Source organism: Streptomyces sichuanensis (assembly GCF_020328095.1).
Classification (GTDB): domain Bacteria; phylum Actinomycetota; class Actinomycetes; order Streptomycetales; family Streptomycetaceae; genus Streptomyces; species Streptomyces cinnamoneus.
Genome location: NZ_JAIXMK010000002.1, coordinates 54,212 through 77,026, shown reverse-complemented (window position 1 = coordinate 77,026; position 22,815 = coordinate 54,212). Strand labels below are relative to the sequence as shown.

The 22,815-nt window shown below is 74.0% G+C and carries 19 protein-coding genes; 7 read left to right on the top strand and 12 right to left on the bottom strand.

The annotated features are described in order from the left end of the window. Positions 1–67: 67 nt before the first annotated feature. Positions 68–925: an SCO6745 family protein gene (locus LE181_RS01555; protein ID WP_225659045.1), complete on the top strand. Its 858-nt coding sequence runs from the start codon at positions 68–70 to the stop codon at positions 923–925. Between the two features lie 73 nt (positions 926–998). Further along, a complete protein-coding gene (locus LE181_RS01550) occupies positions 999–3,365 on the top strand; it encodes a Tex family protein (RefSeq protein ID WP_308103044.1) in 2,367 nt (788 codons plus the stop codon). A gap of 118 nt (positions 3,366–3,483) precedes the next feature. Here the strand turns inward: LE181_RS01550 and LE181_RS01545 are convergent, their stop codons facing one another. Together LE181_RS01545 and LE181_RS01540 are read right to left on the bottom strand one after the other, a co-directional pair. Beyond that, positions 3,484–5,121 (bottom strand): ABC-F family ATP-binding cassette domain-containing protein, encoded by a 1,638-nt coding sequence (locus LE181_RS01545; RefSeq protein ID WP_225659043.1) that lies wholly within the window; start codon positions 5,119–5,121, stop codon positions 3,484–3,486. Positions 5,122–5,170: 49 nt separating this feature from the next. Continuing rightward, the gene (locus LE181_RS01540; RefSeq protein ID WP_225659042.1) at positions 5,171–5,767 is read right to left on the bottom strand and encodes a hypothetical protein; all 597 of its coding nucleotides are present in this window, start codon (positions 5,765–5,767) and stop codon (positions 5,171–5,173) included. Between the two features lie 69 nt (positions 5,768–5,836). On the opposite strand from LE181_RS01540, the gene LE181_RS01535 reads away from it, so the two are divergent. Beyond that, entirely contained in the window at positions 5,837–6,790 is a 954-nt protein-coding gene (locus LE181_RS01535) for an FAD-dependent oxidoreductase (RefSeq protein ID WP_225659041.1), read from the top strand. A 51-nt stretch (positions 6,791–6,841) separates the two neighbouring features. Here the strand turns inward: LE181_RS01535 and LE181_RS01530 are convergent, their stop codons facing one another. Beyond that, entirely contained in the window at positions 6,842–8,815 is a 1,974-nt protein-coding gene (locus LE181_RS01530) for a Xaa-Pro dipeptidyl-peptidase (protein WP_372458211.1), read from the bottom strand. 187 nt (positions 8,816–9,002) lie between these two features. Here LE181_RS01530 and LE181_RS01525 point away from each other — a divergent pair, with 187 nt between their 5' ends. Continuing rightward, positions 9,003–10,520 (top strand): M1 family metallopeptidase, encoded by a 1,518-nt coding sequence (locus tag LE181_RS01525; protein WP_225659039.1) that lies wholly within the window; start codon positions 9,003–9,005, stop codon positions 10,518–10,520. A gap of 144 nt (positions 10,521–10,664) precedes the next feature. Then, positions 10,665–11,426, top strand: coding sequence for a MerR family transcriptional regulator (locus tag LE181_RS01520; RefSeq protein WP_225659038.1), 762 nt, complete (start codon positions 10,665–10,667; stop codon positions 11,424–11,426). A 52-nt stretch (positions 11,427–11,478) separates the two neighbouring features. On the opposite strand, the gene LE181_RS01515 is transcribed toward LE181_RS01520, so the two are convergent. The 8 genes from LE181_RS01515 to LE181_RS01480 all read right to left on the bottom strand — a co-directional run bounded on the left by LE181_RS01515 (position 11,479) and on the right by LE181_RS01480 (position 19,934). Then, positions 11,479–13,659 (bottom strand): 3-hydroxyacyl-CoA dehydrogenase NAD-binding domain-containing protein, encoded by a 2,181-nt coding sequence (locus tag LE181_RS01515; protein WP_225659037.1) that lies wholly within the window; start codon positions 13,657–13,659, stop codon positions 11,479–11,481. A gap of 34 nt (positions 13,660–13,693) precedes the next feature. Continuing rightward, positions 13,694–14,908, bottom strand: coding sequence for an acetyl-CoA C-acetyltransferase (locus LE181_RS01510; protein ID WP_225659036.1), 1,215 nt, complete (start codon positions 14,906–14,908; stop codon positions 13,694–13,696). Between the two features lie 56 nt (positions 14,909–14,964). Next, positions 14,965–16,107, bottom strand: coding sequence for an acyl-CoA dehydrogenase family protein (locus LE181_RS01505; protein WP_225659035.1), 1,143 nt, complete (start codon positions 16,105–16,107; stop codon positions 14,965–14,967). Further along, entirely contained in the window at positions 16,104–17,252 is a 1,149-nt protein-coding gene (locus LE181_RS01500; protein ID WP_225659034.1) for a CaiB/BaiF CoA transferase family protein, read from the bottom strand. Before LE181_RS01500 ends, LE181_RS01505 begins: the two co-directional genes overlap by 4 nt. Positions 17,253–17,344: 92 nt before the next feature. Continuing rightward, on the bottom strand, positions 17,345–17,725 hold the full coding sequence (locus LE181_RS01495) for an MmcQ/YjbR family DNA-binding protein (RefSeq protein ID WP_225659033.1): 381 nt from the start codon (positions 17,723–17,725) through the stop codon (positions 17,345–17,347). After that, positions 17,679–18,677: a dihydrodipicolinate synthase family protein gene (locus LE181_RS01490; RefSeq protein ID WP_225659032.1), complete on the bottom strand. Its 999-nt coding sequence runs from the start codon at positions 18,675–18,677 to the stop codon at positions 17,679–17,681. Before LE181_RS01490 ends, LE181_RS01495 begins: the two co-directional genes overlap by 47 nt. Positions 18,678–18,689: 12 nt before the next feature. Then, positions 18,690–19,151, bottom strand: coding sequence for a nuclear transport factor 2 family protein (locus tag LE181_RS01485; RefSeq protein WP_225659031.1), 462 nt, complete (start codon positions 19,149–19,151; stop codon positions 18,690–18,692). A gap of 90 nt (positions 19,152–19,241) precedes the next feature. Continuing rightward, the gene (locus LE181_RS01480; protein ID WP_225659030.1) at positions 19,242–19,934 is read right to left on the bottom strand and encodes an endonuclease V; all 693 of its coding nucleotides are present in this window, start codon (positions 19,932–19,934) and stop codon (positions 19,242–19,244) included. A gap of 84 nt (positions 19,935–20,018) precedes the next feature. On the opposite strand from LE181_RS01480, the gene LE181_RS01475 reads away from it, so the two are divergent. Then, complete coding sequence (locus LE181_RS01475; RefSeq protein WP_225659029.1) at positions 20,019–20,318, top strand: YciI family protein; 300 nt, start codon at positions 20,019–20,021, stop codon at positions 20,316–20,318. Here the strand turns inward: LE181_RS01475 and LE181_RS01470 are convergent. Further along, positions 20,307–21,434 carry a WD40/YVTN/BNR-like repeat-containing protein gene (locus tag LE181_RS01470; RefSeq protein WP_225659028.1) on the bottom strand — a complete coding sequence of 376 codons (1,128 nt, stop codon included), beginning with the start codon at positions 21,432–21,434 and terminating at the stop codon, positions 20,307–20,309. The genes LE181_RS01475 and LE181_RS01470 overlap by 12 nt on opposite strands. Before the next feature lie 141 nt (positions 21,435–21,575). Between LE181_RS01470 and LE181_RS01465 the strand changes: the two genes are divergently transcribed. Then, on the top strand, positions 21,576–22,766 hold the full coding sequence (locus tag LE181_RS01465) for a sensor histidine kinase (RefSeq protein WP_225659027.1): 1,191 nt from the start codon (positions 21,576–21,578) through the stop codon (positions 22,764–22,766). Positions 22,767–22,815 lie beyond the last annotated feature (49 nt).

The following is a 22,815-nucleotide window of genomic DNA, read 5'->3' as shown; positions in this document are numbered from 1 at the left end:
CCCCACCTTTCCTGCCATGGGTGCCCCGCCCTTCCGGCCATACCAACCAGTAGGTAACGTGCGCGACATGACCACTCTGCCCGCGCGCGCCGGCCGCCGCTGTCACAACGTCCTCAACCCCTTCCACTCCGTCGTCTACTTCTCGCCCGACTCCCCCCGGGAGATGAACGCGCTGGGCATCGCGCACCACAACGCCGTCTACCTCGCCGCGCGTTCCGCCGCGTTCGGCCGCGTGGGGGCGGGCGTCGTCACGGCGGCCTTCCACAGCTTCAAGCACGAGATGGTGGCCCGGCACGTCCCGCAGGTCTGGGACGTCGCCTCGCCGCAGCAGGTCCTCGACGCCCGGCTGCGCGCCGCCGACGCCACGCTGCGCCGGCTGCTCGGCGAGGAGGCCGTGGCCTCGAAGGAGATGGCCGAGGCCGCCGGGCTGGCGCTGCGCGCCACCGAGGCGTGCGAGCGCCCCGTGCGCCCGCTGTACGCCGCGCACGCCGACCTGCCCGTGCCGGACGCCCCCCACCTGGCCCTGTGGCACGCCACGACGCTTCTGCGCGAGTACCGCGGCGACGGGCACCTGATCGCCCTCGCCCGGACCGGCCTGGACCCCGTCGAGGCGCTCGTCAGCCAGTCCGTCACCGGGCGCGGCATGTCGCACAAGTGGCTGCTGACCACCCGCGGCTGGAGCGAGGAGGAGCTGGCCGCGGGCCGGGAGGGGCTGCTCGCCCGCGGACTGCTGGGCGCCGACGGCCGGTTGACGGAGGCCGGCATCACGCTGCGCGAGGAGCTGGAGGACGAGACGGACGTGCTGGACGCGGCGCCGTACGAGCACCTGGGCGCGGGGGGCGTGGAGCGCCTGACCGAACTGGCGACCGCCTTCACCACGACGCTGGTCGGGGCGGGCGGATTCCCGGCGGACCTGCGGGGGTAGGCGACGGTCGCTGTCGGTGGTACCTGCCACAATGCAGATCGCGGCTCGGAGAAGTTCCCAGAGAAAGCAGAGCGTGATCGTGACGACGTCGACGTCGATCGAAGGCAGGATCGCCGAGGAGCTCGGCGTGCGGGAGCGGCAGGTCAGGGCCGCCGTCGACTTGCTCGACGGCGGCTCGACCGTCCCGTTCATCGCGCGCTACCGCAAGGAAGCGACCGAGATGCTCGACGACGCGCAGCTGCGCGCCCTGGAGGAGCGGCTGCGGTACCTGCGGGAGCTGGAGGACCGGCGGACGGCCGTCCTGGAGTCCGTGCGCTCGCAGGGCAAGCTGGACGAGGCGCTGGAGGCGCGCATCCGCGCCGCCGACTCCAAGGCCCGCCTGGAGGACATCTACCTGCCCTTCAAGCCCAAGCGGCGCACGAAGGCGCAGATCGCGCGGGAGGCCGGGCTGGAGCCGCTGGCCGACGGGCTGCTCGCCGACCCCGGCGTCGAGCCGTCGGCCGCCGCAGCCGCCTTCGTCGACGCGGGCAAGGGCGTCGCCGACGCCGCCGCCGCGCTGGAGGGCGCCCGCGCCATCCTCACCGAGCGCTTCGGCGAGGACGCGGACCTCATCGGCGAGCTGCGCGAGCGCATGTGGACGCGCGGGCGCGTGGCCGCCAAGGTGCGCGAGGGCAAGGAGGAGGCGGGCGCGAAGTTCGCCGACTACTTCGACTTCGCCGAGCCCTTCACCGAGCTGCCCTCGCACCGGGTGCTGGCGATGCTGCGCGGCGAGAAGGAGGAGGTCCTCGACCTCACGCTGGAGCCGGAGGCCGCCGACGCGGCGCCCGCGGGCCCCAGCGCCTACGAGCAGGCCATCGCCCGCCGCTTCGGCATCGCCGACCGCGGCCGGCCGGCGGACGCCTGGCTGTGCGACACCGTGCGCTGGGCCTGGCGCACCCGCGTCCTCGTCCACCTCGGCATCGACCTGCGGCTGCGGTTGCGGCAGGCCGCCGAGGACGAGGCGGTCCGCGTCTTCGCGGCCAACCTGCGCGACCTGCTGCTCGCCGCACCGGCCGGCACGCGCGCCACGATGGGCCTCGACCCCGGCTTCCGCACGGGCGTGAAGGTCGCCGTCGTGGACGCCACGGGCAAGGTCGCCGCCACCGAGACGATCTACCCGCACGTCCCGCAGAACAAGTGGGACGCGTCGCTGGCCACGCTGGCCCGGCTCGCCCGCGAGCACGGCGTGGAGCTCGTCGCCATCGGCAACGGCACCGCCTCCCGCGAGACCGACAAGCTGGCGGGCGACCTGATCTCCCGCCACCCGGAGCTGAAGCTGACGAAGGTGATGGTCTCCGAGGCCGGCGCCTCGGTGTACTCCGCCTCCGCCTTCGCCTCCCAGGAGCTGCCGGACCTCGACGTGTCCCTGCGCGGCGCGGTGTCCATCGCCCGGCGGCTGCAGGACCCGCTCGCCGAGCTGGTCAAGATCGACCCGAAGTCGATCGGCGTCGGCCAGTACCAGCACGACCTGTCCGAGGTGAAGCTGTCCCGCTCGCTGGACGCGGTCGTGGAGGACTGCGTCAACGGCGTCGGCGTCGACGTCAACACCGCCTCCGCGCCCCTGCTCTCGCGCGTCTCCGGCATCAGCTCGGGCCTCGCCGACAACATCGTCGCCCACCGCGACGCCAACGGCCCCTTCCGTTCCCGCCGGGCGCTGAAGGACGTGGCGCGGCTCGGCCCGAAGGCGTACGAGCAGTGCGCGGGCTTCCTGCGCATCCGCGACGGCGACGACCCGCTGGACGCCTCCAGCGTGCACCCCGAGGCGTACCCCGTGGTCCGCGCCATGGTGAAGGCCACGGGCGGGCCGGTCGGCTCCCTCATCGGCAACACCGCGGCCCTCCGCTCGCTGCGGCCCGACGACTTCGTCAGCGACTCGTTCGGTCTGCCGACGGTCACGGACATCCTGCGCGAGCTGGAGAAGCCCGGCCGCGACCCGCGGCCGGCGTTCAAGACGGCGACCTTCAAGGACGGCGTCGAGAAGATCGGCGACCTGACGCCGGGGATGCTGCTGGAGGGCGTCGTGACGAACGTCGCCGCGTTCGGGGCGTTCGTGGACGTGGGTGTCCACCAGGACGGGCTGGTCCACGTGTCGGCGATGTCGCGGACGTTCGTGAAGGACCCGCGGGACGTGGTGAAGCCGGGCGACATCGTGCGGGTGAAGGTGATGGACGTCGACATCCCGCGCAAGCGGATCTCGCTGACGCTCCGGCTGGACGACGAGGCGGCGGCCGCGCCGGGGGGTGGCGGCTCCGGTGCCGGTGCCGGTGCTCCGCGCAAGCGTGCCGAGCGGTCGGCACCCCGTCCGCGTCGCGCCGACAGCCGGCCGGCGGCTCCCGCCGACAGCGCGATGGCGGACGCCCTGCGCCGGGCGGGCCTGCTGGGCGGCCCGAAGGGCCGCTGACCCCGGGGGCTCCGCCCCCCGGACCCCCGGTCCTCAATCTCCCCCGGCCACCGCTGGGAGGTGGCTCCCGGACGGGCTGCTTTGCAGCCCGTCCGGCGATTGAGGACACAGGGAAAACTCAGCGCTCCGTCACACGGCCTTCGGACACCTCAAGGCGTCTCGTCACGGCGACGGCGTCCAGCATGCGGCGGTCGTGGGTCACCAGCAGCAGCGTCCCGTTGTACGACTCCAGCGCCGACTCCAGCTGTTCGATCGCCGGCAGGTCGAGGTGGTTCGTAGGCTCGTCGAGGACGAGGAGGTTCACGCCGCGGGCCTGCAGGAGTGCCAGGGCCGCGCGGGTGCGCTCGCCCGGGGAGAGGGTCGCCGCGGACCGCAGGACGTGGTCCGCCTTGAGCCCGAACTTCGCCAGCAGGGTGCGCACGTCCGCGGGCGTCTGCTCCGGGACCGCCGCGCCGAAGGCGTCCAGCAGCGTCTCGGTGCCGAAGAACAGGCCGCGGGCCTGGTCCACCTCGCCGACGACCACGCCGGGGCCCAGCGACGCACTGCCCTCCGTCAGCTCCAGCCTGCCGAGCAGCGCGGCGAGCAGCGTGGACTTGCCCGAGCCGTTGGCGCCCGTGATGGCGACCCGGTCGGCCCAGTCGATCTGCAGGTCCACGGGTCCGAAGGCGAAGGAACCCCGGTGTGCCGTCGCGCCCCGCAGGGTGGCCACGACCGCGCCCGAGCGGGGCGCGGCGGCGATCTCCATGCGCAGCTCCCACTCCTTGCGGGGCTCCTCGACGACGTCCAGCCGCTCGATGAGGCGCTCGGTCTGGCGGGCCTTGGCGGCCTGCTTCTCGGTGGACTCGGCCCGGAACTTGCGGCCGATCTTGTCGTTGTCGGTGGACTTGCGGCGGGCGTTGCGGACGCCCTTCTCCATCCAGTTGCGCTGGGTGCGGGCGCGGGCCTCCAGCGAGGCGCGGGTGTCGGCGTACTCCTCGTACGCCTCGCGGGCGTGGCGCCGGGCGGTCTCGCGCTCCTCCAGATAGGCGGTGTAGCCACCGCCGTAGAGGTTGATCTGTTGCTGGGCGAGGTCCAGTTCGAGGACCTTGTCCACGGTGCGGGCCAGGAACTCGCGGTCGTGGCTGACGAGGACCGTGCCGGCGCGCAGGCCGGTGACGAAGTCCTCCAGGCGCGCCAGGCCGTCCAGGTCGAGGTCGTTGGTGGGCTCGTCCAGGAGGAAGACGTCGTAGCGGCTCAGCAGCAGGCTGGCGAGGCCGGCGCGGGCGGCCTGGCCGCCGGAGAGGCTGGTCATGGGCCGGTCCAGGCCGACGGTGAGGCCGAGGGAGCCGGCGACCTCCTCCGCCCGCTCGTCGAGGTCGGCGCCGCCGAGGCCGAGCCAGCGGTCGAGGGCGACGGCGTAGGCGTCGTCGGCGCCGGGCGCGCCGTCGACGAGGCCCTGTGTCGCGGCGTCGAGCGCGGCCTGGGCGGCGGTGACGCCGGTGCGGCGGCCGAGGAAGGCGCGTACGCTCTCGCCGTCCCGCCGCTCGGGCTCCTGCGGGAGGTGGCCGACGGTGGCGGTCGGCGGGCTGGTCCGCAGCGTGCCCTCGTCGGGCACGGCGAGGCCGGCGAGCAGGCGCAGCAGGGTGGACTTCCCGGCGCCGTTGGCTCCGACGAGACCGATGACCTCACCGGGCGCGACGACGAGGTCGAGCCCGGAGAAGAGGGTGCGGTCGCCGTGTCCGGCGGCGAGGTCCTTGGCGACGAGAGTGGCACTCATGGGACCACGACTGTAGCTTCTGCGCCGCCGTCGGCCGAACCGGTTTCCTTCAGGGCGCCGGGTCCGCCGGTACCGCCGTGACCAGCACCTCGCCGTACGTGCGGGCCACGACGTAGGTGGTGCGGGGTCCGAGCGGGACCGGGTGCGTGCCCGGGGGCAGCCGCTCGTCGAAGAGGTCGCGGGCGCGGGGGCGCCGCAGGCGTGACGTGCCGTGGCCGGTCACCCGGACCCGGCAGGCCACCGCCACCTCCACCAGGGCCCGTCCCGGCTCCGCCCGCAGTCCGGCCAGCCGACGGCGGTGGGCACCGGACCGCCCCTGCAGTGCCTGTTCCAGCTGGGCGGCGAGGACGGCCACGAGCGGCGCCGGCGACTCGACGAAGACGGCGCGGGAGCCGGCGGCCGCGAACGCGGCGCGCACCGCGGCCCGCTCGTCCTCGCCGGTGGTACGGGCGAAGACGACGGCCCCGTACCCCCGGATCTCCTCCGTGGTGGCGAGGGCCGCGTCCCGGGTGACGTCGGCGCCCGTGCCGCCGGCCCTGAGGGTGGCCGCGAGGCGCGCGAAGAAGGCGACGCGCGGCCCGACGAGCAGTACGCGCCGTGGAGTTGGTCCCGGCGCGCGGGTCGTGTGCTCCCTTCCCGCCCCCATGCCGGCAGTATTCCCACCGGTGTGCCGCTTCCGACCCGGCGGCGGCGTTTTCGGCTGTACCGTCGGCCCATGGCAAGCGATGTGATCGTGGTCGGTGCCGGAGTCACCGGGCTGACCAGTGCGATCGTGCTGGCGGAGCGGGGGCGCGAGGTCGAGGTGTGGACCCGCTCGCCGTCCGCGGAGACCACGTCGGCGTTGGCCGGGGGCCTGTGGTGGCCGTACTGCATCGAGCCGCGGGAGGCTGCCGGGCAGTGGGCGCTGCGGTCGCTGGCGGTGCTGACGGGGCTGGCCGCACGGCCGGCGGAGACCGGGGTGCGCATGGTCGACGGCGTCCACGCGGGCGTGGTCCCGGCGGAGCTGGGGGCGTGGGCGGCCCGGGTGCCGGGGCTGCGGGACGCCGGGGCGGGCGAGGTGCCGCGCGGCTGGGACCGCGGGGTGCGGGCCCGGCTCCCGTTGCTCGACATGCCGGCGCACCTGGACTACCTGCAGCGCCGGCTGGCCGCGGCCGGCGGCACGGTCACCGTGCGGCGGGTGTCCTCGCTGGAGCGGGTGGCGCACACGGCCCGCGCGGTCGTCAACTGCACGGGGCTGGGCGCCCGGGACCTGGTGCCCGATCCCTCGGTCCATCCGGTCCACGGGCAGCTGGTGATCGTCGAGGACCCGGGCGTCGAGGAGTGGTTCACGGTCGCGTCCGAGGACCGGGCGGACACGGTGTACGTGCTTCCGCAGCCGTACGGCGTCGTGCTCGGCGGCACCGCCCGCGCGCACGTGTGGGACCGTACGCCCTCCCCGTGCACGGCCCAGGCCATCATCAGCCGGTGCTCGCGCGTCTTCCCCGGCCTGGGCCGGGCCCGGGTGCTCGGGCACCGCGTGGGCCTGCGCCCGGCGCGCCCGCGCGTCCGGCTGGAGGCGGAGCGGCTGCCGGGCGGCGGCCTGCTGGTGCACAACTACGGCCACGGCGGCGCGGGCGTCACGGTGTCCTGGGGCTGTGCGCTGGAGGCCGCGGACCTGGCCGAGGGCTGATCCGGGATACGGGGCCGGGGGCTCCCCCGGGCAGGAGGAGCCCCCCCTGGTTCAGGGCAGGTGCGTGAGGGCGGGCGGGCGCAGGCCGGGCGGCAGGGTGTCCGTCCGGTCGTACGAGCGCGGGCCGCCGTGCGTGGCGCGGACGAAGGCCGCGTAGCCGCCGACGAGCGGGAGGCTGGCCGAGGTGCGGCTGAGGTCGACGGTCAGGCGCGGGGTGGAGGGCGCCGGTTCGATCAGGCCGGCGTCCGTGCCGGCGACGATGAGCGCGAGGCGGTGGCCGGCCGGTACGACGTGGTCGGTGGCGGCCAGGTCGAGGGTGAGGGTGTAGGGCTTGCCGGGTGTGACCGGGCCGCCGCGGGTGCGGCTCGCGTGGTGGCCGAGGTCGGCCCAGCCGCGGCTGACGACGGTGTGGCCGACGTCCTTGGTGGCCGCTTCGGTGCGCAGGAAGCAGCCGGTGTCGGCGGGAGTGCCGCTGCCCCAGCAGCTGCGGTCGGTCAGGGTGCGGATGCCCTCGCCCCGGCCGGCGTAGTCGCGGATGGTGGCGGGGCCGAGGTCGACGAGCACGGCCGACAGGTGCGCCGAGGCGGTGGAGGGGGTGACCGTCAGCCGCACCGTCGAGGAGCCGGACAGGCGCAGGTCGCGGGCGAGCGGGCGGGTGGTGAAGCCGGCCTTGGACGGCGTGCTGTCGTCGATGTGCGCCGCCCAGTCGCTCTCGCCGAGCCGCGGGTCGTCGGTGAAGGTCTCGGTGGCTCCGGGCGGGGCGGGCGCGAGGCCCAGCGTGCCGACGCCCGGGGCGGTGCCGGCGGCGGGGCGCAGGGTGGTGGTCCGGGTGTCGCCCGGAGGCCAGGAGCGGTCGGTGGACCACTGGCCGGGGGCGCGCTCGACGTCGGCCGCCGGCTCGCGCTCGATGCCGTTGTCGTAGCCGAGGAGGTAGTGGTCGAACCAGCGGTGCAGGGTGCGCACCCAGGCGTCGCGGCGGAAGTCGAACGGGTCGACGTGCCCGGTCTGCGACAGCCACACCTTGCGCTCGACGCCCGCGGCGGCGAGCGCGTCCCACCACTGGCCGAAGTGCTTGGTGCGGACGTTGAGGTCCTGCATGCCGTGCACGGCCAGGACGCTGGCGCGCACCTTGTGGGCGTCCTTGGCGTAGTCGCGCTCGCTCCACAGGGGGGTCCAGTCGCCGTTGCGCGGCGCGCCCTCGACGAGCCGGCGCTGCACGGCCTGGCAGCGGCCGCGCGCCTCGGTGCTCTCGACGCGGTCCGCGAGGCCGTCGGGGCCGCTGTCGAAGAGGGCGGCGCCCTTGGCGAAGTAGTAGTCGTACCAGGAGCTGATGGCGCCGATGGGGACGATGGTGCGCAGGCCCTCGACGCCGGTGGCGGCGACGCCGTTGGCGACGGTGCCGTCGTAGCTCTTGCCGATCATGCCGACGGCCCCGGTGGTCCAGCCGGCCGTGCTCCGGGCCTGTCCGGTGCGGGTGGTGTAGCCGCGGGCTCGGCCGTTCAACCAGTCGACGACGGCCTTGGCGGACTGGACGTCGGAGCGGCCGCCGACGTCCACGCAGCCGTCGGAACGGTTCGTTCCGGCCAGGTCGACGAGGACGACCGCATAGCCGCGCGGCACGAAGAAATTGTCGTAGTACAAGGGGAACTGGCTCGGGTTCCCCTGGGCGTCGTAGGTCTTCTTCTGGCTTTCGTTGCCGCGGCCGCAGCAGGAGTAGTACGGGCTGGCGTCCATGATGACGGGCACCTTGCGGCCCGCTTCGGCGGCCTCCCGGGGCCGGACGATGTCGACGGCCACCCGGTCGGTGCGTCCGTCGCCGTCACCGTCGAGCCGGGTGTCCACCCACACGGACTCGCGCACGGCACGGTCGTAGGAGTACACGGGTCTGCTCTCGTCCGGCGGTTTCACGCCACCGGCGGCGTGGGCGGCGCCCGGTGGCACGAGCAGCACCGCCGTCAGGGCGGCCAGGGCCGCCAGTATGGACGTTCTCCAGGGTATGCGGGTGTTTCCCGCGCGTAGGGACACGGCGGGGACGCTAGCGCGGCCAACTCCCGTGCAGAAGGGGAACGGCGGTGGAAGGCGCGCCTCACGAGGCGTCTCGTGACGGGCACATGTCGATCGGATGTCGGGATAAGGCATGGACATACCCGTACCGCCGATGAGTACATAGGCTGCGATTGATCTTTCGCCCCCTACGAGTTGGGAGTGACTCGTGCGTCACAGACTCATCGTTCCGAGCGCGGCAGCCGCCTTCCTGATGCTGGCGGTGCCTGCGTCGGCCGCCGACGCCACACCGGGCGCTCCCAGCGCCGGGGACTCCTACTACCCCGCGTCCGGCAACGGCGGTTACGACGTCTCCCACTACGACCTGCGCCTGAAGTACCAGCCGGCGACGGACCGGCTGGAGGGCACGGCGACGATCACCGCCACCACCACCCAGGACCTGTCCCGCTTCAACCTCGACTTCGCGCTCAAGGTGAGCGAGGTCCTGGTCAACGGCAAGCCCACCCAGTTCACCAAGTCGGGTGCACAGGAACTGGAGATCACGCCCTTCGCGCCGCTGCCCAAGGGCAAGCAGATCACCGTGGTGGTGCGCTACAGCGACATCCCCTCGCAGGTGAAGATCGACGGATTCTCCGCCTGGCAGCGCACCCCGGACGGCGCGGTCGTGGCCAACGAGCCGGAGGCCGCCGTCTGGTGGTTCCCCAGCAACGACCACCCGCGGGACAAGGCCACCTACGACATCTCGGTCTCGGTGCCGGACGGCCTGCAGACGGTCAGCAACGGCGAGCTGAAGTCGCAGACCTCCAAGCTGGGCTGGACGCGCTACAACTGGCGGGCCACCAAGCCGCAGGCGAGCTACCTCACGACGCTGGCCATCGGCAAGTTCGACATCACCACCGACAAGACGGCCGACGGCCTGCCGGTCCTCAACGCCTACAGCAAGGACCTGGGCGACAACCTCGCCTCGGCCAAGGCGAGCGTCGAGCGTTCCACCGAGATCATCGACTGGGAGTCCAAGGTCTTCGGGCCCTACCCCTTCAACGCCATCGGCGGCTACGTCCCCAACGTCAAGACCGGCTACGCGCTGGAGACGCAGACCCGCCCGTACTACAGCCCGTCCGGCTTCGCCAACGGCGCCAACACCTCGCTGGTCGTGCACGAGCTCGCCCACCAGTGGTTCGGCGACAACGTCTCGGTGAAGAACTGGCGCGACATCTGGGTCAACGAGGGCTTCGCCACCTACGCGCAGTGGCTGTGGTCGCAGAAGGAGGGCGAGGGCACCGCCCAGGAGCTCGCCGACTACGTCTACAGCACCGTCCCGGCGGACAACGACTTCTGGAAGGTCAAGCCCGGTGACCCGGGGGCGCAGAACCAGTTCCACAGCGCGGTCTACCAGCGCGGCGCCATCACCCTCCAGGCCCTGCGCAACAAGGTCGGCGACGCCGCCTTCTTCAAGATCCTCAAGGGCTGGCAGGCGGAGAACAAGTTCGGCAACGGCTCGGTGCAGGACTTCGTGACATTCGCCGAGAAGACCTCCGGCAAGCCGCTGCAGAAGTTCTTCGACACCTGGCTGTTCACAGACTCCAAGCCGAGCGCGGCCGTGGCCGCCAAGGACGGCATCGGCAAGCCCGCCACGGGCAAGGCGAACAAGTCCCTGACCGGCAAGCCCGCCGAGCCCAAGTCCTGGAAGAAGATCCAGGAGGCGCAGGCCGCCCACCGGCACTGACCGCCACCCCTTGCAGCGAAGGGCCCGTCGGCCACGGCGACGGGCCCTTCGCCCTGCGCACGGGCCGGGGGAAGGTTTCACAGCAGTGGTGGCACAGCAATACTGTTGGGCCCGTAGGGCGTGACAGGAAGCGAGGCACCGCCGATGGAGACATCCGCCGGGAACGCAGCGGACACCGCGGACGCGGCGGAGGTGCGCCTCACGGTCGACGAGCTGGCCGCCCGCGCCGGGGTGACCGTCCGCACGGTGCGCTTCTACGGCACCCGCGGCCTGCTGCCCCCGCCCGAGCTCGGCCCTCGCCGGGTGGGCCGTTACGGGCCCGGCCACCTCTCGCGGCTGGCACTGATCGAGGAGCTGCAGCACCAGGGCCTGACGCTGGCCGCCATCGAGCGCTACGTGCGGGGCCTCCCGGACGACCTGAGCGCCCACGATCTGGCCATCCACCGGGCGCTGGTGGCCTCCTGGACGCCGGACGGGGCCGAGGAGACCACGCGCGAGCGGCTGGAGCGGCGGGCCGGGCGGCCCCTGACCGAGGCGGACATCGACCGGCTGGCCGCGATGAACGTGCTGGAGCGGGGAGGGGACGGGGAGGGCGCCGACACCTTCCGGGTGGACCCGGGGCTGCTGGGGCTGGGGGTGCAGCTGCTGGACGTGCCGATCGCCCTGGAGACGATCCTGGCGGCCCGCACGGTCCTGCTGGAGCAAGCCCGTTCGACGGCCCGGGAGCTGACGCGGCTCTTCCACGACGAGGTGTGGGGGCCCTACCGCGAGCAGGAGAGCGACCCCGCGGAGGTGGAGGCGATGAAGTCGCTGTCCGCCCACATGCAGCCGCTGGTGGTGCAGGCACTGGTGACGGCGTTCCAGCGGTCGCTCAAGCAGGAGCTTCGGGCGACGTACGGGGGCTGAGGCCCGGCGGCAGCCGCCGGGCCCTCTCCCGCGTCGTTCGTGCTCCGGGCGGTCAGTCGGTGAAGGTCTCGCCCTTCTCCGCCTTCTCCAGCAGCAGGGCGGGCGGCGCGAACCGCTCGCCGTACGCCGCCTGCAGCTCGCGGGCCCGTGCCACGAAGCCGGGCAGGCCGCCCTCGTAGCCGTTGACGTACTGCAGCGCGCCACCGGTCCAGCCGGGGAAGCCGATGCCCAGGATCGAGCCGATGTTGGCATCGGCCACCGACGTCAGCACGCCCTCCTCCAGGCAGCGGACGGTGTCCAGCGCCTCGGAGAAGAGCATGCGCTCCTTCATGTCGGCGAACGGGACCCGGGCGCCGTCCCGGCCGAAGTGCTCGGCCAGCCCCGGCCAGAGGCCGGTCCGCTTGCCGTCCGCGTAGTCGTAGAACCCGGCGCCGCCGCTGCGGCCGGTGCGGCCGAACTCCTCGACCATCCGGTCGATGACGGCGTCGGCCGGGTGCGGGGTCCAGGTGCCGCCGGCTTCCTCGACCGCGCGCCGGCCCTCCTCGCGGATCTTCCGCGGCAGGGTGAGGGTCAGCTCGTCCATCAGGGAGAGCACCTTCGCCGGGTAGCCGGCCTGGGCGGCGGCCTGCTCGACGGAGGCGGCGGGGACGCCCTCGCCGATCATGGCGACGCCCTCGTTGAGGAACCGGCCGATGACGCGCGAGGTGAAGAAGCCGCGCGAGTCGTTGACGACGATCGGCGTCTTGCGGATCCGCCGCACCAGGTCGAACGCCCGGGCCAGGGCCTCGTCCCCGGTCCGCTCGCCCTTGATGATCTCCACCAGCGGCATCTTGTCGACGGGCGAGAAGAAGTGCAGTCCGACGAAGTCGGCCCGCCGCTCGACGCCCTCGGCGAGCAGGGTGATGGGCAGCGTGGAGGTGTTGGAGCACAGCAGCGCGTCGGGCTCGACGACGTGCTCGATCTCCTGGAAGACCTTGTGCTTGAGCGCCGGGTCCTCGAAGACGGCCTCGATGACGACGTCGCAGCCCGCCAGGTCGGCGGCGTCGGCGGTCGGCGTGATCCGGGCGAGGAGCTCGTCGCGCTTCTGCTCGGTCGTACGGCCCTTGGCCAGCGCCTTGGCGAGGAGGCCCTCGGAGTACGCCTTGCCCTTGCGGGCGTTCTCCACCGAGACGTCCTTGAGCACGACCTCGATGCCGGCCCGGGCGCAGGAGTAGGCGATGCCCGCGCCCATCATGCCGGCGCCCAGCACGGCGACCTTGCGGACGGTGCGCGGCTCGGTGCCGGCGGGGCGGCTCGCGCCGGAGTTGACGGCCTGCAGGTCGAAGAAGAACGCCTGGATCATGTTCTTGGCGGTCTGCCCGGTGACCAGCTCGGTGAAGTAGCGGGCCTCGATGACCTGGGCGGTCTCGAAGTCGACCTGCGAGCCCTCGACGGCGGCGGCGAGGATGTTGCGCGGGGCCGGGTAGGGCGCGCCGCCGGTCTGCTTCTTGAGGGTGGCCGGGAACGCCGGCAGGTTGGCCGCGAAGCGCGGACTGGCCGGGGTGCCGCCGGGGATCCTGTACCCCTTGGCGTCCCAGGGCTGCTGGGCCTGCGGGTGGGCGTCGATGAAGGCGCGGGCCTTGGTGAGGAGCTCTCCGGGGTGGGTCGCCACCTCGTGGATCAGGCCGGCCTCCAGGGCCCGCCGCGCGTCGTACTGCGTCCCCTGGAGCAGCACCTTCAGCAGGGCGTCCGTGATGCCGAGGAGCCGTACGGTGCGGGTGACCCCGCCGCCTCCGGGGAGCAGGCCGAGGGTGACCTCGGGCAGGCCGATCTTCGTGCCGGGCGCGTCGAGGGCGATGCGGTGGTGGCAGGCGAGGGCGATCTCGTACCCGCCGCCGAGGGCGGCACCGCCCATGGCGGCGACGACGGGGATGCCCAGGGTCTCGATGCGGCGCAGGTCGCGCTTGACGGTCATGCCGGCCTCGAAGACGCGCCGGGCGTCGGCGGGCGTGGCGGCGATCAGCTCGCGCAGGTCGCCGCCGGCGAAGAAGGTCTTCTTGGCGGAGGTGACGATGACGCCCCGGATGGACGCCGGGTCCGCCTGCAGCTCCGCCTCCAGGCGGTCGGCGACCGCGGTGAGGGACGCCTTGAAGGCGTCGTTCATGGTGTTGGCGGACTGCCGGGGGTCGTCGAGGACGAGGGTGACGACGCCGTCGCCGTCCTGCTCCCAGCGGATGGTGGTGGGCTGGCTCATGTTCTCGGAGTCTCCAGGGGTTGGGGGGAGGCGGCTAGACGCGCTCGACGACCGTGGCGATACCCATGCCGCCGCCCACGCACAGCGTGACCAGCCCGTACCGCTTGTCCTGCCGTTCCAGTTCGTCGACGACCGTGCCGAGCAGCATCGCGCCGGTGGCCCCCAGCGGGTGGCCCATGGCGATGGCCCCGCCGTTGACGTTGATGCGGTCCAGGCCGATGCCCATGTCCTTGGCGAAGCGCAGCACCACCGCCGCGAACGCCTCGTTGATCTCGATCAGGTCGATGTCGCCGATGGTCAGCCCGGCCTTGGCCAGCGCCTTGCGGGCGGCGGGGGCCGGGCCGGTGAGCATGATGGTGGGCTCGGAGCCGGAGACGGCGGCGGAGACGATCCGGGCCCGGGGCCGCATCCCGTAGCGCTCGCCGACCTCCCGGTTGCCGATGGCGACGAGGGCGGCGCCGTCGACGATGCCGGAGGAGTTGCCGGCGTGGTGCACGTGGTCGATCTTCTCGACCCAGTGGTACTGCTGCAGGGCGACGGCGTCGAAGCCGCCCTGCTCGCCGATGGCGGCGAAGGAGGGCTTGAGGGAGGCGAGCGACTCGGCGGTGGTGCCGGGGCGCAGGTGCTCGTCACGGTCGAGGACGACCAGGCCGTTGCGGTCGCGCACGGGCACGACGGAACGGTCGAAGCGGCCGTCCTTCCAGGCCGTGGCGGCGAGCTCCTGGGAGCGGGCGGCGAAGGTGTCCACGCCGAGCCGGGAGAAGCCCTCCAGCGTGGCGATCAGGTCGGCGCCGATGCCCTGGGGCGCGAAGTTGACGTCGAAGTTGGTCATCGGGTCCGCGAACCAGGCGCCGCCGTCCGAGGCCATGGGCACCCGGGACATCGACTCCACGCCGCCGGCGAGGACGAGGTCCTCCCAGCCGGAGCGGACCTTGGCCGCGGCGAGGTTGACGGCCTCCAGGCCCGAGGCACAGAAGCGGTTCTCCTGGACGCCGGCCACGGTGTCGGGCAGGCCCGCGGCGACGGCGGCGATGCGGGCGATGTCGGAGCCCTGGTCGCCGAGGGGGCTGACGACGCCGAGCACGATGTCGTCGATCGCGGCCGGGTCCAGGTCCGGGAAGCGGCGGCGCAGCTCGTGGATGAGGCCGACGACGAGGTCGATGGGCTTGGTGCCGTGCAGTGCGCCGTTGGCCTTGCCGCGTCCGCGCGGGGTGCGGATCGCGTCGTAGACGTACGCTTCGGTGCTCAAGGTCGGAAGCCTTTCGGGGGAGGGGGCAGGGCGGCGGGGGCCCGCGGGACGGTGGCTCAGGACAGCAGGGAGCGGCCGATGATCTCCTTCATGATCTCCGTCGTACCACCGTAGATCGTCTGGATCCGGCCGTCCGTGAACGCCTTGGCGACGCGGTACTCGCTCATGTAGCCGTATCCGCCGTGCAGTTGCAGACACCGGTCGGCGACGCGTTTTTGCAGCTCGGTGGCCCACCACTTGGCCATCGAGGCGTGCACCGCGTCGAGCTCGCCCCGGTCGTGGTCGGTGATGCACCGGTCGAGGAAGGTACGGGTGACGGCGCACTCGGTGGCCATCTCGGCGATCTCGAAGCGGATGTGCTGGAGCTTCGCCAGCGGCCGGCCGAACGCCTCGCGCTCCTTGACGTACCGCGTGGTCGTCTCCAGCAGGTGTTCGGCGCCGGCGATCGCGGCGACGGCGATGCTCAGCCGCTCCTGCGGGAGGTTGGTCATGAGGTGGACGAAGGCTCCGTCGCGCTCGCCGAGGAGGTTCTCCCTGGGCACGCGCACGTCGTCGAAGAACAGCTCGGCGGTGTCCTGGGCCTTCTGCCCGATCTTGTCGAGGTTACGGCCGCGCTCGAAGCCCGGCGTGTCCCGCTCGACCACGAACAGGCTCAGGCCCTTCGCGCCGCCCTCGGGCGTCGTGCGGGCCACGACGACGACCAGGTCGGCGAGGATGCCGTTGGAGATGAAGGTCTTGGAGCCGTTGAGCAGCCAGTGGTCGCCGCGGTCCTCGGCGGTGGTGCGGATGCCCTGCAGGTCCGATCCCGCGCCGGGCTCGGTCATGGCGATGGCGGTGATGGTCTCGCCCGTGCAGAAGCCGGGCAGCCAGCGGCGCTTCTGCTCCTCGGTGGCGAGGGAGGTCAGGTAGGGGCCGATGATGTCGTTGTGCAGGCCGATCGCGAGGCCGGAGGCGCCGGCGCGGGTGAACTCCTCGGTGAGCACGGCGCTGTAGCGGAAGTCGTCGTTGCCCCCGCCGCCGTACTCCTCGGGCACGGCGAGCCCGAGGAGTCCCTGCCGGCCGGCCGCGAGCCAGGCGTCGCGGGGGACGATGCCGTCCTGCTCCCAGCGCTCGTGGTGCGGGACGACCTCCTTGTCCAGGAAAGTGCGCACGGTGCGGCGGAAGGCTTCGTGATCGGCACCGAAGATCTGACGCTTCATCGGTTCTGACTGCCTTTCTGGCGCTCGGGCCGCCGGAGGCCGGGAACGTCCCAGTCGCGGGCGACCCCGTCGGTGTCGGCCCCCGGCCGCGCGGGCGGGCGGCGCAGCGATCCGGGGGTGGCGGAGAAGCGCGGTGCGGGGGCGGGCTGGGTGATGCCCTCGTGGTCGGTGAAGGTCGCGCGCGCGGCGAGGTGCGGGTGCCCGGGGGCCTCGCGCAGGGACAGGACGGGCGCCACGCACGCGTCCGAGCCCTCGAAGACCGCCGTCCACTCGGCGCGGGTGCGGCGGCGGAAGCGGTCGGCGATGGTGGCGCGCAGCTCGTCCCAGCGGGCGGGGTCGTCGCGGGCCGGGGCGGCCTCGGCGATGCCCAGGAGCCGGGTGAATTCGGCCCAGAAGCGGGGCTCCAGCGCGCCGACGGCCATGTGGCCGCCGTCGGAGGTCTCGTAGGTGCTGTAGAAGGGCGCGCCGCCGTCGAGGAGGTTGGCCTCCCGCCGGTCCTGCCAGCCGCCGGCCGCCAGCATGCCGTGCAGCATGGCGGTGAGGTGGGCGGTGCCGTCGACGATGGCGGCGTCGACGACCTGGCCGGTTCCGGTGGCGCGGGCGTGCTGGAGGGCGGCGAGGACGCCGATGACGAGGTAGAGGGAGCCCCCCGCGTAGTCGCCGAGGAGGTTGGCCGGGGCGCAGGGCGGGCCGTCGGCGGGGCCGGTCATGCCGAGGGCGCCGGTGACGGCGATGTAGCCGATGTCGTGGCCCGCGGTGCGGGCCAGCGGGCCGTCCTGTCCCCAGCCGGTCATCCGCCCGTAGACGAGGGCGGGGTTGCGGGCGAGGGCGTCGGCGGGGCCGACGCCCAGGCGCTCGGCGACCCCGGGGCGGTAGCCCTCGATGAGGACGTCGGCCCGCTCGGCGAGCGCGAGCACCGTGCCGGGGCCGTCCTCGCTCTTGAGGTCGACGAGGACCGAGCGCTTGTTGCGGTTGGTGATGTCGTGGGCCGGGTCGATGTGCAGTCCCTGGCCGCCGGGTCGGTCGACGCGGACGACGTCGGCGCCGAGGTCGGCGAGCAGCATCGCGGCGAACGGGCCCGGCCCGATCCCCGCGAGCTCGACCACGCGCACCCCCGCGAGCGGACCGTTCCCTGTGCCTGCCATGCGGCCCCCACGTCCGATGCGCTATGACATAACCGCTGTAACACTCGTGATGTTAAGAACGTGTTCCACCGACCACAAGCCCCTGCCGGCCGTCAGCGCGCGTCGAGTTCGGCGACGAGGCGCTTGGGGGCGATGGTGCGGTAGCTCTCCTCGACCCAGTCGCAGAGCAGCTCCGCGGGCGTGTCGGGATCGGTGAGCGGGATCCTCACCCAGCCGGAGCGGCCCAGCCCGTACCCGGTGGGCGCGGCTCCGGGTACGGCGAGGGCGTGGCCGTGGGCCTCCTCGTCCTTGAGCTTGGCGGAGATGGCGGGGGAGGCGGCGTTCCCCTCCTCGCCGAGGAAGACGAAGATCTTTTTGTTCACCTTGACGACGGCGTCGTCGCCCCAGGGGAACTCCTCGACGGCTCCGGGGAGGGAGAGGGCGAAGTCACGGATGCGCTGACGGGTCGCGAGGGGGCGGGCTTTCGGTTCCATGGGGTGGATTGTGCCCCTCCAGCAAACCGCCCTCCACCAGCAGCTGCCGCACCACCGCCACCGACGCGGCCGGCAGGGGCGTTTGCGGTGCGGCCGTCCTCGCGCAGTCGATGACGCCCAGCTCCCGCAGCGCCGCCTTGAAGCCGCCCAGCGCCGCCGCACTCCCGCTCATCCCGGCCGGATCCCCCGCTTCCACCAGGGCGAACAGCGCGGCCAGCCGGTCCTGTTCGGCCGCCGCCTCGGCCCAGCGCCCGGCGCGGGCGTGCTCGTACAGCCGGACATAGCCCGCCGGGTCGACGTTGCCCAGGCCCGGCACGACGCCGTGGGCGCCCGCCAGCAGCGCCGCGTCGACCGTCAGTTCGGAGCCGGTGAGGACGGCGAAGGTGCGGTCGAGGCCACGGGCCCGCAGGGCGACGAGCAGGCGGCGCAGGGCGCCGAGGTCCCCGCTGCTGTCCTTGAGGCCGGCCAGGGTGCCGTCCCCGGCGAGGGCGAGCAGCGTCCGCGCGTCGAGCTTGGAGTGCACGTGGGAGGGGATGTCGTAGGCGATCAGGGGCAGGCCGGTGGCGCCACGGACGCGCCGGAAGTGCTCGGCGACCTCGGCCGGGTGGGTGCCGGCGTAGAAGGGCGCGGTGGCGACGAGCACGTCCGCGCCGAGCCCGGCGGCGGCGCGGGCCTGGTCGAGGACGCGGGCGGTGGTCATGTCGATGACCCCGGCCAGCACGGGCACCCGGCCGGCGACGGCGCCGACCGTGGCGCGCACCACCGTGCGGCGCTGGGCGTCGCTCAGGTGGGCCGCCTCACCGCTCGTGCCGAGGGCGAAGACGCCGCTCACCCCGGCCGCGACCAGGTGTTCGACATGGGCGGCGAGTGAGGGGAGGTCGACGTCCCCGGCGGGCGTGAGCGGGGTGCACAGCGGGGGCACGACACCGGTCAGGGGCGCGGGAAGCGGCACGGTGACGCCCTCTCAGGCCGTCCTGCCGACCGAGTCGGCCGTCAGCAGGCCCAGCTGGAACAGCAGACGGGTGAGGTCCCAGTACGTCTTGACCCGGCGGATGCGGCCGTCGGGGGCGAACTCCAGGAAGGCCACCCCTGGGTAGGCGAAGGACTTGCCGAGCGCCTGGGGGAAGTCCAGCTTCCCGAAGGCGTGCCGCAGGGTGCCCGTGACGGCCCATTCCACCGAGGCCCGGTCCCCGCTCACCAGGCGGCTGCGCTCCTCCCGGGTGCAGTCGGGCACCGCGCCCACCCACGCGGTGAACTCGGCTGCCATCTCGCCGTGGCCGCGCAGCACGCGCCCGGTCGGCACGTCCTCGTCGACGACGTCCTCGGTGAAGCAGGAGAGGAACTTGCCCACGTCCTTCTCGGTGGCCGAGGTGATCCACGCGGTGATGGTGCCCGCCTGCGCCTCGGAACCGCTTCCGTCGCTCATGCGCCGCCCGCCTCTCCCATGCCGCCGCCGGGTGTCCCGGGAAAGCTTCCCGCCCCGGGACCGCGCAACCCTGCGGCACGTCACGGGCTCTCAGCCGGCGGCCAGGGCCCGGCGGCAGAGGGAGTCCGCGGCGCGGGTGGTCTCCGGGAGACGGTAGCGGGGGGAGAGCCCCAGGGTGTGGGCGCACGCCTGGTCGAGCCCGACGCGGTGACCGACCGAGACGAACACGGGTTTGACGCCCTGCTGGGTGCGCAGGGCGCGGCCGACCTCCTCGTCGCCGTCGAGCAGCGGGGAGGCGTCGCCGCGCTGCGGGCCGGGGGGCTCGTACCGGAAGGTGAAGGGGTTCTTGGCGACGCCGATCGTGGGCAGGCCGGTCAGCACGCCGAGGTGGGCGGCGAGCCCGAAGCGGCGCGGGTGGGCGAGCCCGTAGCCGTCGCAGACGACCAGGCCGGGGGTGACGGGGAGGCGGCCGAGGGCGGCGAGGGCGGCGGGGACCTCGCGGAAGGCGAGCAGGCCGGGAACGTACGGGAAGGACACCCGGCCGGTGGCCGTGGCCTCGGCCACGACGTCGAGGGTGAGCGCGTCGAGCACGACGGCGGCGGCCGCGACGACGTCGCGCCCGTCGTCGTAGGCGACGTCCACCCCGGCCACGAACAGGGGCTCGCCGGGCACCGGCCCGGGCTCGTCGAGGATCACCCGCCCCCGCAACTCGTCCTGGACGGCGGTCGCTTCCGCCTCCGTGGTGGGCCAGCCGGCCGGCAGGTCGAAATGTGCGTCAGTCATGGTGGCCCCCACGCTACGGGGCGGGCGCGGCGCGCCGGTCGGCGGGCACCCCGGCCCGCCGGCCGGCGGCGTAGCCTGTCGATCATGTTCGTACTGGAGCTCACCTACATCGCCCCCATCGAGCGGATCGACGCCGCGCTCGACGAGCACGTGGCCTGGCTGGACGCGCACATGGCCTCGGGCGTCTTCATCGCGTCCGGCCGCAAGGTGCCCCGCGACGGCGGGATCATCATCGCGCTCGGCGAGGACCGGGCGAAGATCGAGGAGATCACGCGCAGCGACCCGTTCACCGTGGCCGGGGTGTGCGAGTACACGGTCACCGAGTTCGTCGCGACGAAGACCGCACCGGCGCTGGAGCAGTACCGCCAGGAGCTACCGTCCTGAGCCCGGCGCCAGCCGGGCGACGCGCCCCTTCTCCCCCGCCGCCCAGCAGCCGCGGTCGGGGGCGCAGTCGACCGTGTCGTACGAACCGGTGTCGAACGCGCGCCAGCCGAGGCCGCCGTCGGTGGTGATCTCACTGCCGGTGGGGCCGACGGCGAGGGCCGTGGTGCGGCTGTGGGGCAGCCAGGCGACGCCCGAGCGGTAGGCGGCGGGCGGGCGGCCGGCTGCGTTCCAGGTGGCCCCGCCGTCGGCGGTGCGGGCGGCGGCGCGCGGCGAGGAGGCTCCGGCGCGGTAGTCGCCGCCGACGGCCAGGCCGTGGCCGCGGTCGCGGAAGGCGAGCCCGAAGACGCCGCGGGCGGCGTCGCCGGCCGGCAGCGGCGCCTCGGCGGCGGTCCAGGTGCGGCCCCGGTCGGCGGAGTGCAGGACCCGGGCGACGGGCCCGCCGCCGGTGGCGATCCAGGCGTCCCGGGGGCCGGCGCTCACCGCGCACTGGCCGCTCGCGGCGAACGCCGCCTCTCCCGGCAGGGCGGCGGGCATGCCGTCGGGCGACGTCGGCCGCCAGCTGCGGCCGCCGTCCCGGGTGGCGAGGACGCGGAACCTGCCGTCGACGGGGTCACCGACGGCTATGCCGTGGCGGCGGTCGAAGAAGGTCACGCAGTCGTAGAAGGCCCTCGGGTCGGTGTTCCGGAACGCTTCCGTCCAGGTGGTCCCGCCGTCGTCCGTGCGCAGGATCCGCGACGCCTCGCCCTCGCCGATGGCCAGGACGACCGCGTGCCGCGCGTCGAACGCGGCCACGTCGCGGAACTCCAGCCCCGCCGCGCCGGGCGGCGAGACGTTTCGCCAGTCGCGGCCGCCGTCCCGGGTGAGCAGGACGGTGCCCTTCGTGCCCGCCACCCACGCGGTGGTGCGGCTCACGGCGGCGAGCCCCCGGAAGCGGGCGTCGCTGCCGCTCTTCTTCTCCTCCCAGGACGGGCCCTCGGGCGCGGGCCGCGGCCCGGCGTGCGCCGGTGCCGTCCCGGCCAGCGCGAGGACGGCCGTGCACGCCCCGGCGAGCAGCAGGCGCAGCGTCCCGCCCGCCCCGCGCCCGCGTCGCGCCACCCTGACTCTCGTGTTCCCCATGCGGTCCATGAGCGCGGAAGCTAGCGGAGGCCGGGCCGGGACGTCTACGGACATAGAACGTCAAACATTCATCCTTTTGGCCGGGGGCCCGTGGCTGGATGGGCGATCCGGGACCGGGGTGCAGCCGCCTAGCGTGGTGGGATGACCCAGCTCCCCCTGCCGTCCCTGCCGTCGTCGCCCTTCACCGGACGGTGCCGGCCGGTGCGCGGCCGCGGCTGGCTGCTGGCGGCGCTGGCCGCACTGTGGGTGGCCGAGGGCCGGGTGCTGAGCCGCACGGAGGGCTACCCGGATCCCCCGGACGGGAATGACGCGCCGTTGGTGGTGTGGGTGGCCGGGCTGCTGGTGGCGGCCTGCGTCCTGCCGTGGGGCCGGCTGACCACGCGGGCGGCGGCAGCGGTGGCGGTGTCCTGGTCGGCGACCGGCTGTCTGCTGGCGGCCGGGCGGCACGTGCCCGCCCGGGGGCTCACCGAGAGCGCCGCCCTGCTGGTGCTGCTGGGCTTCGTCGCCTGGCGCGTGCCCGTGCGGGCGGCGGTGCCGCTGGGCGCCGCGCTGGCCGTGGGCGTGGCGGCCGCGCCCGCGCGGGACGCGGAGGCGCTGAGCACCACGGTGGTCGCCTATGCGCTCGCCGTCACGGCGGTGGCGGCGCTGGGCCTGTGCCTGCGCCACCGCGACGTGGAGCGCGCCCGGGCGGTGGCCGCGGCCCGCGACGCCGAACGGCGGGAGCTGGCGGGCGAGCTCCACGACTTCGTCGCCCACCACCTGGCCGCGATGACCCTGCTGGCCAAGGCCACCGGCTCGCTGGCGCGGGACGAGCGCGTGGCGGCGTCGCTGCGCGACATCGAGGAGGCGGGCGACGCGGCGATGACCTCCGCCCGGCGGCTGCTGAAGGTGCTGCGGCAGGACCGGGCGCACCGCGGCCCGCTGCCCGGGCCGGAGCGTACGGCCGGCCTGGTCGACGACTTCCGCGCCGCCCACCCGGATACGCGCGTCACGCTGGACGTCCACCCCGGCTTCGGCGCGGGGCTCGCCCCGGAGCTGGCGGCCTCCGTGCACCGCATCGTCGGCGAAGGGCTGGCCAACGTGGCCCGGCACGGCCGCGCCGCCACGGCCGTGGAGGTGACTCTGCGGCGTTCCGGGGAAAGGCTCTTCGTGTCCGTGCACAACGACGGCGATCGTGCGCGTCCGCCCGGTCCGCGCTCCCCCGCGGACGGCGGCGGGCTGGGGCTCGTCGGCCTCGGCGAGCGCACGGAGGCCATCGGCGGTTCCCTGACGGCCGGCCCGGCCGATGGGGGCGGTTGGGAGGTGCTGGCGGTCCTGCCGGTCGCTCGCTGAGCGGTTCCGCCCATACTTGGCCATATTCCTTCGAGTTCATAGAGCTCGA